The sequence below is a fragment of the Robertmurraya sp. FSL W8-0741 genome (assembly GCF_038004005.1).
Taxonomy (GTDB): Bacteria; Bacillota; Bacilli; order Bacillales; family Cytobacillaceae; genus Robertmurraya; species Robertmurraya siralis.
Map to the genome: position 1 here is coordinate 1158111 of NZ_JBBOQG010000001.1, position 12878 is coordinate 1170988.

Annotated in this window: 13 protein-coding genes; 11 read left to right on the plus strand and 2 right to left on the minus strand. The window is 39.9% G+C overall.

Going from position 1 to position 12878, the window contains the following annotated elements:
* The first annotated feature begins 113 nt into the window (after window positions 1-113).
* The 3 genes from NST02_RS05525 (at window position 114) to NST02_RS05535 (ending at window position 2607) form a co-directional block, all read left to right on the plus strand.
* The gene (locus NST02_RS05525) at window positions 114-1025 is read left to right on the plus strand and encodes an AraC family transcriptional regulator (RefSeq protein WP_137743894.1); all 912 of its coding nucleotides are present in this window, start codon (window positions 114-116) and stop codon (window positions 1023-1025) included.
* A 185-nt stretch (window positions 1026-1210) separates the two neighbouring features.
* Window positions 1211-2023 carry a pentapeptide repeat-containing protein gene (locus NST02_RS05530; RefSeq protein ID WP_340948369.1) on the plus strand — a complete coding sequence of 271 codons (813 nt, stop codon included), beginning with the start codon at window positions 1211-1213 and terminating at the stop codon, window positions 2021-2023.
* Between the two features lie 23 nt (window positions 2024-2046).
* On the plus strand, window positions 2047-2607 hold the full coding sequence (locus NST02_RS05535; RefSeq protein ID WP_137743892.1) for an MOSC domain-containing protein: 561 nt from the start codon (window positions 2047-2049) through the stop codon (window positions 2605-2607).
* A 388-nt stretch (window positions 2608-2995) separates the two neighbouring features.
* On the opposite strand, the gene NST02_RS05540 is transcribed toward NST02_RS05535, so the two are convergent.
* Window positions 2996-3199, minus strand: a complete 204-nt coding sequence (locus tag NST02_RS05540; protein ID WP_244988917.1) for a hypothetical protein — start codon at window positions 3197-3199, stop codon at window positions 2996-2998.
* 180 nt (window positions 3200-3379) lie between these two features.
* Between NST02_RS05540 and NST02_RS05545 the strand changes: the two genes are divergently transcribed.
* Both NST02_RS05545 and NST02_RS05550 read left to right on the plus strand, forming a co-directional pair.
* A complete protein-coding gene (locus NST02_RS05545) occupies window positions 3380-4348 on the plus strand; it encodes an MBL fold metallo-hydrolase (RefSeq protein WP_340948373.1) in 969 nt (322 codons plus the stop codon).
* A gap of 203 nt (window positions 4349-4551) precedes the next feature.
* The gene (locus tag NST02_RS05550) at window positions 4552-5115 is read left to right on the plus strand and encodes a pyridoxamine 5'-phosphate oxidase family protein (protein ID WP_137743890.1); all 564 of its coding nucleotides are present in this window, start codon (window positions 4552-4554) and stop codon (window positions 5113-5115) included.
* Between the two features lie 263 nt (window positions 5116-5378).
* Here the strand turns inward: NST02_RS05550 and NST02_RS05555 are convergent, their stop codons facing one another.
* Window positions 5379-6626 carry a SpoIID/LytB domain-containing protein gene (locus tag NST02_RS05555; protein WP_340948374.1) on the minus strand — a complete coding sequence of 416 codons (1248 nt, stop codon included), beginning with the start codon at window positions 6624-6626 and terminating at the stop codon, window positions 5379-5381.
* Between the two features lie 130 nt (window positions 6627-6756).
* On the opposite strand from NST02_RS05555, the gene NST02_RS05560 reads away from it, so the two are divergent.
* The 6 genes from NST02_RS05560 (at window position 6757) to NST02_RS05585 (ending at window position 12591) form a co-directional block, all read left to right on the plus strand.
* Window positions 6757-7272, plus strand: coding sequence for a DUF3189 family protein (locus NST02_RS05560; protein ID WP_137743889.1), 516 nt, complete (start codon window positions 6757-6759; stop codon window positions 7270-7272).
* A 120-nt stretch (window positions 7273-7392) separates the two neighbouring features.
* Entirely contained in the window at window positions 7393-8358 is a 966-nt protein-coding gene (locus tag NST02_RS05565; protein ID WP_340948377.1) for an XdhC family protein, read from the plus strand.
* A complete protein-coding gene (locus NST02_RS05570) occupies window positions 8345-8956 on the plus strand; it encodes an NTP transferase domain-containing protein (RefSeq protein ID WP_137743887.1) in 612 nt (203 codons plus the stop codon). The genes NST02_RS05565 and NST02_RS05570 overlap by 14 nt, the downstream gene beginning before the upstream one ends.
* A gap of 14 nt (window positions 8957-8970) precedes the next feature.
* Complete coding sequence (locus NST02_RS05575; RefSeq protein ID WP_340948378.1) at window positions 8971-11289, plus strand: xanthine dehydrogenase family protein molybdopterin-binding subunit; 2319 nt, start codon at window positions 8971-8973, stop codon at window positions 11287-11289.
* Between the two features lies 1 nt (window position 11290).
* Window positions 11291-12127, plus strand: coding sequence for an FAD binding domain-containing protein (locus tag NST02_RS05580; protein ID WP_137743885.1), 837 nt, complete (start codon window positions 11291-11293; stop codon window positions 12125-12127).
* Complete coding sequence (locus tag NST02_RS05585) at window positions 12124-12591, plus strand: (2Fe-2S)-binding protein (RefSeq protein ID WP_137743884.1); 468 nt, start codon at window positions 12124-12126, stop codon at window positions 12589-12591. Before NST02_RS05580 ends, NST02_RS05585 begins: the two co-directional genes overlap by 4 nt.
* The last annotated feature ends 287 nt before the right edge of the window (window positions 12592-12878 follow it).

Sequence of the window (12878 nt, forward strand, 5' to 3'; positions counted from 1 at the left end):
ATATTGAAGCATTGTTTGTAGTCGTTAGAACATATCTGTTCAATTCTTGCCTATTTCTCTTTAGCCTTGCTACCATCAAAATCAATATCGTATTAATAGAAAGGAAGGTTAACATGGATGAATCCCATCGTATAAAACAGCGTTTGCAACAATTGGCACAGTTGATTGTTCGTCATGCTCCCGCAAACGGTACTCATGATACAGCCATTCCAACTTTATCCCTAATGCACGCAACCGAGTTAACTGAGCCGTTGGAATCTGTATATAAGCCATCTATTTGTGTAGTGGCTCAAGGAGCAAAGACAGCTACGTTGGCTGATAAAACTTACATATATAATCCATCTGTTTACCTAGTAACATCTGTAGAATTGCCGATTATTGGAGAAATCATTGATGCTTCGCCTGAAATTCCATATTTAAGCTTGAAACTAAGTTTTGAAGCTGACATAATTCTAGATATCGTGAAAGAAATGAATGCTCCTGTTCCTTCACTCTCATTAGAATCTAACCAAGCGATAACAGTGAATCGTACATCGCCTGAGCTACTAGATGCGATCATCCGGCTTTTAAGTCTATTAGATCATCCCGGTGACATTTCGGTTCTAGCTCCACTGTTTATTCGAGAAATTTTGTATCGGGTACTTCAAAGCGAGCAAGGCGCGGCTATTCAACAATTTGCTATGATCGGCAGTTATGCATACAACATTGCCAAGGCTATTCAGTTGATTAATCGCAAATACGATCGTCCGCTCGCGATCGAACAACTTGCGAGCTCAGTCAATATGAGTACATCTGCGTTTCATAAACATTTCAAACGAGTCACAGCGATGAGTCCTTTGCAATATCAAAAGACAGTTCGTTTGCAGGAGGCGCGGCGTTTAATGCTAACGGAAACATTACAAGCTGCTGATGCTGCCTTTCGAGTCGGCTATGAGAGTCCATCTCAGTTCAGCAGAGAATATGCCCGAAAGTACGGGCGGCCACCGAAATTGGATATAAAAGAGCTGCGAGGTTCGATTAAGTAAAGCTTTTAGTGAAGTGTCCCACTTTTATACGCGTTAGTTCAATGTCTTTGTCGGGGTACAAACCCTTGCTGAATAAAGTTAAAGCCCAGATGTTGGCAATAATTTTGTAGATACGAGACAATTTTGGGAAATATCATTTTCTTCAAATGCAATGAATCTATTAAGAAAGTGGAAGTGTTTTGATTATGAACGAGATTTTAACGTCAGATTGTGAGCATTGCTTTGGGTTATGCTGTGTTGCTTTACCCTATGCCAAGTCGGCTGATTTTCCATTTGATAAGGATGGTGGAAATCCTTGCCGCAATTTATTATCAGATAATCGTTGTAAAGTACATCATGAGTTAAGGGAAAAGGGGTTTCGAGGTTGTGTTTCGTATGAATGCTTTGGGGCAGGACAGCATGTGTCACAAAAAATGTTTGGTGGGCGTGATTGGCGAAGTCATTCAGATCTTAGCAAGGAAATGTTTGCTGTCTTTCCATTAATCCAGCAGGTGCATGAGATGTTATGGTACCTCACGCAAGCGCTAAGCCTGAACGAAACTGAACCGATTCATGCTGACCTTAAGAAGCTATATGAGCAAACGGTTGAACTCACTTTAAAGGCTCCCAATGAAATAACTCAATTAGGGATCGATATGCATAGAAGCAAAGTGAATAAATTATTAATAAAAACAAGTGAATTATACCGCGGCAACCAAGCAAGTAAGCCTGAAAAGAGATGCTTTGATTATATGGGCGCAGATTTAAGGGGAAGGAATTTTCGCGGCAGCAGCTTTCCAGGAGTATTATTGATAGCTGCTAATTTAAGCTATGCAGATTTAAGAAAAGTAGATTTTATTGGTGCGGACTTAAGAGATGCAAATCTGGAGTTTGCAGATTTATCAAATGCACTTTTTCTCACGCAAGCGCAGATTAATTCTGCTAACGGAAATATCGCTACAAAAATACCAGACTTTTTAGAAAGGCCACCGCATTGGTTTGCACAATCAGACAAGTAAGATGATGCAAAGGAGGAGCAGGAATGTTAGAAAAAGCAAGACAAGGAATTGCTCGTGTCGAAGCGGTTAGTATAAGTGATAAGCATACTTTCAGCAAAGAGAATAAAGACAGCATTCATTTAGTTGCAGGATTAGGAGTGGAAGGCGATGCCCATTTTGGTGCTACAGTTAAGCATCGTTCGAGAGTCGCAAAAGATCCAAACCAACCTAATTTACGGCAAGTACATTTGCTTCATAAAGAATTATTTGCAGAATTAAAGGAAGATTTCACAATAAAACCTGGTCAAATGGGGGAAAACATCACGACTTCAGGAATAGAATTGCTTATGCTACCTAGGGACACAGAGTTACATATAGGGGAAACTGCCATTGTAAAAGTGACTGGTTTACGTAATCCCTGCGCGCAAATTGATCATTTTCAACCGGGCTTATTGAAGGCGGTTTTGGGCAAGGATGCAGCTGGAAATGTCGTAAGAAAGGCAGGAATTATGGGGATTGTTCTACAAAGTGGAGTAGTGAAAGGCGGTGATGCTATCCGAGTGGTTCTGCCTAAGGGACCATTTAAAAAATTGGAGCGTGTATGAAGTTTCTCTAACCTAATGGAGCAACCCACACTGTTGCAGAGTATCGGATGGAATTAAATATACTGATAATATAGGCCGTGCTTTGTATCGTACCATAAGAACATGTCGTGGTTTTCGTTTCGACAGCCGTGTTTGTAAATTCCACTTTGGATACTGTTGTCCCTGCTCTCCTGTAGCAAAAGCGATAAAGGAAATATAATGTTCTTTTTCCATCGAGTTCTCACTTGAAATAACCCACTCTTGGTCGACTTCGGACCACTTTTTTTGCTTCTAACGGTTCTAATTTCTTTCCACAGCATGAGATGTCCATACTTCCTCTTGTTATGACATGCAGGACATACACATATTTCCTCCAATAAATTCATTTACTGATCGTTCGCAGTGTAATCTATATTCTATATTTACGCCAAGCAGAATGGACAAGCTTGGTAACAGTGAAATATCCGGGCAACGGTAGCCAATTCTCGTTTTGAAATGGTTCGATCAGTATATTCATTTTCTCGGCTAATTGTTTTGGTGTTTGCCCTTTTTCCTTCCTTAATTGGAGAATGAGCTTTCCAACTTTTGGATTGTCCAGATTTTCTCTTCCCAATCTACTGTCATCATATGTGATTCATTGCGCGTTAGCAACAAATGATCGTAGAGTTGGGAGAAGGAGTTATGTTTTTTGGGGAAAGAGGGAAAGAAATGTAACTATAGTGCGAAAAATGGTATCTTTATGTTATATTCACCCTTATATTTATTTAAACTTATGAAACAGGAGTCTATCTCTATGAAAAAATTCGAAAATCAGATTACAACGACGATGAATATGGGTTTGAAATCGATGCTCAGCATGTTGAAAGATGCTGTTATAGGTAAAGAGAATCGCAAGCCTGCCGTGCCCATTCAGGTAGAGGAGTTTAAAGCCGATGAAATGATTTCCCATGCAGCTGCTCCACGAATTACATGGTTTGGACACTCAGCTTTTTATTTAGAAATTGAAGGAAAGAAGCTTTTATTTGATCCAATGTTTAGTTTACGACCGTCGCCACTGCCATGGGTTGGAACAAAACGATACACGGGGAGTCTGTTACGGAAGCTGGATGATTTTCCAATGCTTGATGCCGTTATTATTTCGCATGACCATTATGACCATTTGGACTATCCATCTATTGTACGGTTAAAGGATAAAACAGCCCGCTTTATTGTTCCGCTAGGCGTACGTAAACGTTTAATAAAATGGGGAATTTCTGCCGAAAAGATTACAGAACATTCTTGGTGGGAGGAGCTTCAATATCATAATCTTACGTTAGCTTGTACTCCATCAAGACATTTTTCAGGAAGAGGATTACATGATCGCAACGCAACGTTATGGTGTTCATGGGTGATTAAAGGTCCGGAATGGCGGATCTTTTACAGTGGAGACAGTGGATATGGCCCCCATTTTAAAGAAATCGGAGAAAAGTATGGGCCGTTTCATTTAACGATAATGGAATGTGGTCAATACGATGAACGGTGGGCAGCCATTCATATGAAACCGGAAGAAACGGTGCAGGCGCATCTTGATTTGCAAGGAGAAACTTTACTTCCTGTCCATTGGGCAGGTTTCACGTTAGCCTATCATGAGTGGACCGACCCGGTTGAAAGAGCGATTGCTGCAGCATTAAAAAATGAAGTGAAGATAATAACGCCTAAAATCGGCGAAACCGTAGCCGTTACTGCAGAGAACGTGCCTACTCAGCCATGGTGGAGAATTTAGGTTGGAGTGACAAGAGATTGGGAAAATTATTGCTCTTCTGCCAGCTTTCTTTATTTACTTGGTCATATTTTCATTAATCACTATGTAGAACATCTTAATTTTAAGAGTAAAATAGTATTCTTGAGTATAGAACATTCAGATGAAAGTCAGAAGCGCTGAGGCTGCTTTTAACTAAGAATTTATCTTATAAGGGGGAATTTATTATGGCAAAGCTTTATTCATCTATCCTTCCAAAACATGAGGAATTTATAAACAAACAGCAGTTGTTTTTTGTTGGTTCAGCTCCACTAACGGGAGAGGGTCATGTAAACATTTCCCCAAAAGGACACGATGTGTTAAGGATTTTAACCCCCAATAAAGTAGCGTATTTAGATTTAACGGGGAGTGGTAACGAAACAAGTGCCCATTTGAAAGAAAATGGACGAATTACTTTTATGTTTTTGTCATTTGAGAATGCGCCTTTGATTTTACGATTATATGGTAGAGGAAAAGTGGTTTTACCTGAAACGGATGAGTGGGATGAACTGGCGCCGAATTTTTCCATTTTGCCAGGTGCCCGCCAAATTATTTATGCAAAGATAGACACTGTAAAAACGTCATGTGGCTTTGGTGTGCCGTATTATACATATGAAGGAGAGCGTAACACGCTTCATCAATGGACAGATAAGAAGGGTGAAATAGAATTAAGGGAGTACCGTAAAAAGAAAAATTCCATAAGTATGGATGGAATTGTGACGCCAATTGGAGAAGCTTTTGAAAAGGAGTGAAAGAAAATTTCTTCGAAAAGGCCCACAGCAGCTTATCTACCTAATTACTGTGACGGAAAAATCAATATGAATCTTCCCTTATCAAAGATACAAAAAAACCGTAGTAACTAGGTGAGTTTGAATTTGCTACGGTCATTGATTTAAAATGTTTAAAGATAGATATTAGCCTATATAATGATGAAAGATGGATATCGACAGAAATGAGTCGAATCGGGTGAAAAATTCTTGTAGTACAGTATATGCCAGGGAGAAAGACAATAGTGTTAAGAGTCTTTGTAGATGTTAATTTCTGTCCCAGGATAATAATGCTTGAGAATTTCTTTGTATGTTTTCCCTTGTTCAGCCATTTTGCTTGCTCCCCACTGGCTCATTCCAACCCCATGGCCGTTTCCTTTGCCGCTAATCGTATAAGAAGTAGGGTGATTTTCAAAGGAATTGATTAAATAGCTTTTGAAATGAGACCCACCGATGATCGGCCTGATTTTTTTCAATTCGACATTATCGTAGGAGAGCTTTTCGAATAAAATCGTCCCATCAAACAATCTTCTCATAAATTCAATTTGAATCGAACCAGTGATCGAACGCGATGATTCATTTTTGACTTTTTCAATTGCAAAACGAGGGATGCTCAAAATTTTTATATCTCCTATATATCCATGGCGTTGAAGCCAATTTTTCATGGAAGATGTAAGGTCCATATCCTTTTCCTCTAATTGGTCCCACCAATTTGGCTCATTCCAATTGATCCTGTCGATATCAATTTGTGTTTTATGAATTGTGAATGTCCATGGCTGTACCGGATCATACGGATCGCGCTTAACTGGGAAATAAGGGGTTGGTGCACCGCCCCAAACATTTTTATTGCTTTCCGTTATTCCGCCATTACTTGCTGAGTAAAATGTGCTTATTGGTTTATTTTTAAATGTAATGATTTCACCCTTTGTCTCATTGACAGCTTTTTTTGTGTTAGTAAATTGATTGTAGCCTCCGTAGACTTGATAATGGATTGTATCGTCAAGCTCAGCATCCTTATGGAGAAGGGTATACGTACGAGCCGCTAATGTTTGCGCCTTCAAGGCTTCAATATCCCACTCAGGGAAAACTTCAAAAGGTACAACACCTTTTAGATAATCTTCTAAAAGTAATTGATTGACAGGCCTAATGTAGTTTTCTTTATCAATTTGGAACTCAAATGCCCCCATATAAGGTCGATCGTCAATATAGACCAAGTGCTCTTCATCATATCCTTTAGGATATAAAACAAAAGGCTTAGCTACTGTCATTTTTTCTTTCCCATGCTGAAGAATCAGCCTTTTCCCTTGTATGAAAAGTGTATAGTCAACCCCTTCTGTTAAATTCAATGTTGGATCTAGCGAAAAATACTCCCCTTTTAAGCGCAATCTAATTTGGGAGGTGTCGCCAAGATAGTTTTTCAATTTTACGGTGATTAATGCTTCGGCGACAGCTTCATTGGCACAAGTTAACAACAGGATTATCAAAATAAAAGGCATTAGAATTTTCATATCATTTATTATTGATGATGTCGTTTTTGATTATGCGTCCAGAGAAATCACTGAGAATAAAATGAACGATTAGCGGAAAAATAGTGCTAAAAATAGCACAACTTAATGGGGGCATTCAATGATATACATATATTATGACTTTGGTGGCACTCATTCCACATCATTGGCGGCAGCTTATCATCTTAAAATGATTAATGAACCATCCGAAGTCCTTGAAAAAGAGGAAGTATTGTCTATCCCTTATTTCAATAAATTAAAAAAACGTGATGCGGGAAAATTTATTTATCATGGTGAGGATGATGAAGGCAATCCAGTTTATACGCTTGGAAAACGCTCTTCAAAATTAGTCATTCCTTCACTTTATCAATATAGTCTCCTTTTGAGTGAACAGGTTGGGTTGCAAGAAAAGATCATTTTCTCCAATACCTCTCCTGTTGTGCCCCTCGCTATGACATTAGGAGGATTTTTTTCGAGGGGCTTGGGATGGGATGCTGTTGGGGTACCGCTGCTTATTAAAGGGGCACAGAAATGCTGTAAAAATGTTTATCAACTCGTCGAAGAAACAAAACGTATAGCGAAGGAAAAGGAGAATGAACTCGTCATTACGATCGAAAACAAAAAATATCAGGCTTAAGAAACTGCTTAACTGCTTGCTTATCTTTCGGTTTAGCAGTTTTTGTATTTTTTCAGGGATTTTTCGGTGCCATCTGTCATAATTTTAAAATATGAGGTGGGAAATGGGTGGTGAAAACTTATGTTATCAACACTGAAAGTTTTGGAATCCATTCAAGAGGCAGCTGAGAAATGTATTTTGGCAACGATCATCCAAGTAGAAGGCTCTGCATATTTAAGGGAAGGCACCTTCATGATCATAAAGGAAAATGGAGATAAGGCAGGACTCCTTTCCCCGGGTTGCTTGGAAGAGGATTTGATTTTAAGAAGTAAAGAAGTATTTAAAACAGAATTACCACAAACGGTGTTGTATGATACGAGTGCCATAGATGATGCAGGGTGGGGGCAAGGAATGGGCTGCAATGGAATGATGCGTATTCTATTGGAGCCGATCACCGAAACGTTGCATGCTAGCCTATTGAGTGTGAAAGAGGCGCTTGTACAAGGTTATGCCGTTTACCATGAAAAAGAATTATTCGCTGATTATACACTGAAAAAAAGCTCATTTGAAATTGTAGATGAAGACCTCTTATCGAACATCTCCTGTAATCTTTATAGAACGGAAGAAGGGCATCGCTTTACGTATTACTTCACGCCACCGCCAATTATGGTTGTGTTTGGTGCCGGAGAGGATGCGAAACCATTAGTTGAACTCGCTGTGAAAATTGGATTTATTGTCAAACTTTGTGATTGGAGACCAGCGCTTTGCAACGAAGAAATCTTTCCGAATGTCCACGAATATTATATTGGCTCACCTAGTCAAATTGTCAATTTACTCCGTATTTCCGAAAGTAACTTCATCGTCGTAATGAGTCATAACTTTTCTAAAGATCAAGAATTTTTAACTGCGGTGGAGAAATATAATGCTGCTTATATTGGCGTTTTGGGATCGAAGGAGAGAACGAGACGTCTGCTTCGCAATATGGTAAATCAAGAGCAAGTGACCTTTCCGATTGGTCTTCCGATTGGAGCACAAGACCCTGAAGAAATTGCTGTCAGTATTATGGCTGAAATCATTCAGAAGTATAGACAGTATGATGGCAACTGACTTACATATGGTTGGGGTCTATCTTGCAGCGGGCAGCAGCAAAAGGATGGGGGACAATAAATTGGCACTTCCATTAGGTAATTTGATTTTAGGAGCGCATGCACTGCACACAGCTTTACAGACAACTATTTCCCATATCATTGTTGTCACGAATGAGAAATCCTCAATTGATTGGGAAACCTATGCTCGAGAAAAACTAACTGTTGTAACATGTAAAGAATCGAAGCAAGGTTTGTCTTATTCTCTAAAAGAAGGGGTACGAACGGCACAAGAAATGAATGCAGACGCGGCCATGCTTCTTTTAGCTGATCAACCGTTTATTCAAGCCTCAATGTTAAATGAGTTAATTTCTGTGTTTTCTAAAGGAGAGGTTGAATATGTGGCATCTAGCTACCAGAATATCATCAGACCTCCTTTGTTGATGGGAAAATCTATTTTTCCGATCGTTGACGAGTTAAACGGCGATAATGGAATAAAACATCTATTGATGAAACGCCCGCATATAAAGGGTAGGATTGTACCGTTTGAAGATAAAAGATTATTTCTCGATATTGATACAAGAGAAGAGTATCGAGAAATAAATGATAAATTAAGATGAAAGAGGGCCACTCCATGCATATTATCGGAAAAGGCATTATGCGTAAGGATTCCCTTGAAAAAGTAACGGGTCATGCAAAATATACTGCGGATTTTGAGTCAAAAAAAATGCTTTATGGACGATTGGTGACAAGCCCACATGCACATGCGAACATTAAACAGATTGATACATCTAGCGCAGAAAAGATCAATGGTATTCGTGCGATTATTACTGGCGAAAATTTGCCGCTCACAGGAGAGGAAATGAAGGATCGATACCCGATTGCAAAGGAGCGAGTCCGCTATTATGGAGAGGTTGTAGCCGTTGTTGTTGCGGATACCCCTTTTCAGGCCATGCAGGCGGCAGAGGCAATCAAAGTCAATTATGAATTTCTCCCTGTCGTCAATTCACCATCCGAGGCATTAAAGGCAGATGCTCCACTATTGCATCCCGACCTCGAAAATTACGAAAAAATAAACATGGTTTACCCTGTGCCAGGTACAAATATTGCTAGCAAAACGAAAATTCGCAAAGGCAACTTGGAAAAGGGCTGGCAGGAAAGTGAGGTGATCGTTGAAGAGGCATTTGCCTTTAGACCTTCTGATCATGCTGCGATGGAAACCCGCGCTGTTTTTGCACAAATTCATCCTGATGGAATGATAGAATTAACGGCTTCCTCACAAGCACCTTTTATGATTAAAAGATTAATAGCTGATTATTTTAATGTTGAATTAGGGCGTATTATTGTGAATACCCCTTTGGTCGGAGGTGCTTTTGGAGGAAAGGCATCGGTTCAGCTTGAACTATTAGCTTACCTTGCCACAAAGGCGGTAAATGGAAGATTGGTGAAAATCGTCAATGAGCGTGAAGAAGATATGGTCACCTCGCCTGGTCATATCGGTTTGGAGGCGCAGGTAAAGTTAGGTTGTACAAAAGAAGGTATTCTTAAAGCGGCGGAAATCCTTTTTTTATGGGATGGGGGAGCGTATTCGGATAAAGCGATTGATTTAAGCAGAGCAGGGGCTGTTGATTGCACAGGCCCTTATCATATTGACAATATTTGGTGTGATTCCTTGTGTATGTATACAAATCATCCATTTCCCGCACCTTTTCGGGGGTTTAGCCATTCAGAGGTTCATTTTGCCTTTGAACGAACGATGGATGTATTGGCGCAGAAGCTGAATATGGATCCGCTTGAATTGAGAGCGCGCAATGCCATTCTGCCAGGACATACCACTCCCACACAAGTTGTGCTAAATTCCAGTACGGTTGGAAACTTGCCAGAATGTATTCGGAAATTGAAAATGTTGCTCAATTGGGAGGAAGGCCAAGTTATTGATGTTGGTCCAAACAAGGTGAGGGCAAAAGGAGTTAGCTGTGTATGGAAAACATCAACGATTGATCCAGATGCTAGCTCAGGTGTTATTTTAACTTTTAATAAAGATGGCAGCATTAATCTCATTTCTGGTGTTGTGGAGATTGGAACCGCAACGAAAACAGTTCTTGCTCAGATTCTAGCGGAAAAGTTAAAAATGGATATAAATGAAATTCATGTGCAAATGGGTGTGAATACGCAAAGTACACCAGAGCATTGGAAAACCGTTGCAAGCCGAGGAACGTTTATGGCAGGGAGGGCGGTATTGACAGCGGCAGAGGATGTCATTAAACAATTGAAGAGTTTGGCTTCCTTTTTGTTAAGAGCATCGACGGAGGATTTAGAAGTAGGTTATGGAAAAGTGTATGTTAGAGAAGAACCTAAGCAATACATCCCGATAAAAGAAATCGCCTACGGATATTCCTTTCCGGAAGGTTTGTCGATTGGAGGGCAAATGATTGGCCGAGGAACTTATATTCTTCGAGGCATGACCCATTTAGATAAAGAAACAGGTGCGGGAAGACCTGGTCCGGAATGGACGGTAGGTGCTGAAGGAGTAGAAATTGAGTTGAACACGAGAGACTATACGTATCGGGTACTTAAGGCAGTTGCAGTTATTGATGTAGGCAAAGTGTTGAATGAAAAAACGGCGCTCGGTCAGGTGAAAGGTTCAATGAGTATGGGTTTATCTTTTGCTGCGAGAGAAAGCTTTCGATTTGATCGAGAAGGAAGAGTTCTGAATCCACAACTTCGAACCTATCGTCCCCTTAGATTTGGAGAACATCCGAAATATGAAGCTGCTTTTGTAGAAACTCCACACTTAGATGCCCCATACGGAGCGAGAGGTGTGGGTGAGCATGCTCTTATTGGCATGCCAGCTGCACTTGGCAATAGCCTTTCAACAGCTCTCTCAGTAAAGATTAATTATTTGCCAATGATTCCTGAAGTGTTGTGGAAGATGAAAGAAAGAGGGAAATAACGTGCTGGCATTTAATCTTGAGTATTATAAACCAAAAACGATTGAAGAGGCAGTGGAGTGTTTCTTTTTGTTAAAAAAAGAAAATAAACGTGCCATCTATTATTCAGGAGGCACCGAAATATTAACACTTGGTCGTCTGAACCTTCTTCAGATGGATGCTGTCATTGATATAAAATCAATATCTGAATGTTTGGAATTTAATTTCGAGCACAATCAATTAATCGCAGGTGCGGCACTTTCATTAACCTACATTGAAGAGAGAAATTATTTTCCACTATTAAGTACGGTTGCTAAGGAAGTTGCTGATCATACGGCGCGCAATAAAATTACTCTTGGTGGTAACGTCTGCGGGCAAATTTTTTATCGGGAAGCAGTGCTGCCTTTTCTTCTTTGTGACAGCAATGTGGTTATTGCCGGCGAGGGTGGGAAAGAGACTGCTTCGATTCATCAAATTTTTAATGGAGCGTTCCAACTGGAAGAAGGACAGTTCCTTATTCAACTTTTAACGGATCAAGAATATATAACAATGCCGTTTGCCAGTCTGAAAAAAAGGCAGCAGTGGGAAACAGGTTATCCCTTAATAACGGTTTCCTCGATAAAAGTCGATAACCGCCTACGTTTTGCTTTTAGTGGTCTATGTTCATTTCCGTTTCGCTCGACAGAGATGGAGGACGCATTAAATCAAGCGAATAAGTCATTACACATCCGAATTCAACAGGCGATTGATCATATTCCAGCTCAAGTATTGGATGATATTGAAGGCTCCCGTGAGTATCGCTTGTTTGTGCTACGGAATACGCTCGAAGAAATAATTACTGAATTGGAGGGGGAAGGATGACGGAGAAAATAGCGATCCCATTAAACGTTAATGGCGAGATTAGGGAGGTCGTCATTCGTCCAGCCGATACCCTGCTCGATGTCCTGCGAAATGAACTTTCATTAACTGGCGCAAAGCCGGGCTGCTTAAACGGGGACTGCGGAGCATGCTCTGTGATTGTTGGCGGAACCGTGTATAAATCATGCATTATGCTGGCAGTTGAGGCAATAGATTCAAAAATCACAACAATTGAAGGTTTAAAAAATTCACCAATACAGGAAGCCTTCATAAAGCATTTTGCTTTTCAATGTGGATATTGCACGCCAGGTTTTATTATCAATATTCAGGCGTTGCTTGAGAAGCATTCCAATCCCACTTACGAAACGATAAAAGAATGGCTTTCCTCAAATATTTGCCGCTGTACATCGTATGAGGAAATTGAAGGAGCGGTATTTTCAGTAGTGGAAAAAAGTTCGGATGAATAGGAGTGAAACGGACTGAAAAGCTCCGTAAAAAAGGCTAGTAAAAACACATGAGCTTTTTTGGTAGTTTAGAATGAGGTCTTTGAAAAGAAGGATTGAATTCATTCATAGGATAACTTTAAAGGGTCCAGCAATAATTTCAGTTATGCGAAATCGAATTAAGCATTATAGAAAATTTTTAGATGGCGACTGAGAAAATTTTTGAGCATTTTAAGAGTTTATTAAAGATATATCTTGAAAAAATGAGTAAGGGTTATTGCCAACCTTGCTCATTTTTATTTGTTAGTCCT

Excerpts from the sequence above, each read along its gene's own strand:
- NST02_RS05525 (WP_137743894.1), top strand. The coding sequence starts at position 114 with ATGGATGAATCCCATCGTATAAAACAGCGTTTGCAACAATTGGCACAG.
- NST02_RS05530 (WP_340948369.1), top strand. The coding sequence starts at position 1,211 with ATGAACGAGATTTTAACGTCAGATTGTGAGCATTGCTTTGGGTTATGC.
- NST02_RS05535 (WP_137743892.1), top strand. The coding sequence starts at position 2,047 with ATGTTAGAAAAAGCAAGACAAGGAATTGCTCGTGTCGAAGCGGTTAGT.
- NST02_RS05545 (WP_340948373.1), top strand. The coding sequence starts at position 3,380 with ATGAAAAAATTCGAAAATCAGATTACAACGACGATGAATATGGGTTTG.
- NST02_RS05550 (WP_137743890.1), top strand. The coding sequence starts at position 4,552 with ATGGCAAAGCTTTATTCATCTATCCTTCCAAAACATGAGGAATTTATA.
- NST02_RS05555 (WP_340948374.1), bottom strand. The coding sequence starts at position 6,626 with ATGCCTTTTATTTTGATAATCCTGTTGTTAACTTGTGCCAATGAAGCT.
- NST02_RS05560 (WP_137743889.1), top strand. The coding sequence starts at position 6,757 with ATGATATACATATATTATGACTTTGGTGGCACTCATTCCACATCATTG.
- NST02_RS05565 (WP_340948377.1), top strand. The coding sequence starts at position 7,393 with ATGTTATCAACACTGAAAGTTTTGGAATCCATTCAAGAGGCAGCTGAG.
- NST02_RS05570 (WP_137743887.1), top strand. The coding sequence starts at position 8,345 with ATGATGGCAACTGACTTACATATGGTTGGGGTCTATCTTGCAGCGGGC.
- NST02_RS05575 (WP_340948378.1), top strand. The coding sequence starts at position 8,971 with ATGCATATTATCGGAAAAGGCATTATGCGTAAGGATTCCCTTGAAAAA.
- NST02_RS05585 (WP_137743884.1), top strand. The coding sequence starts at position 12,124 with ATGACGGAGAAAATAGCGATCCCATTAAACGTTAATGGCGAGATTAGG.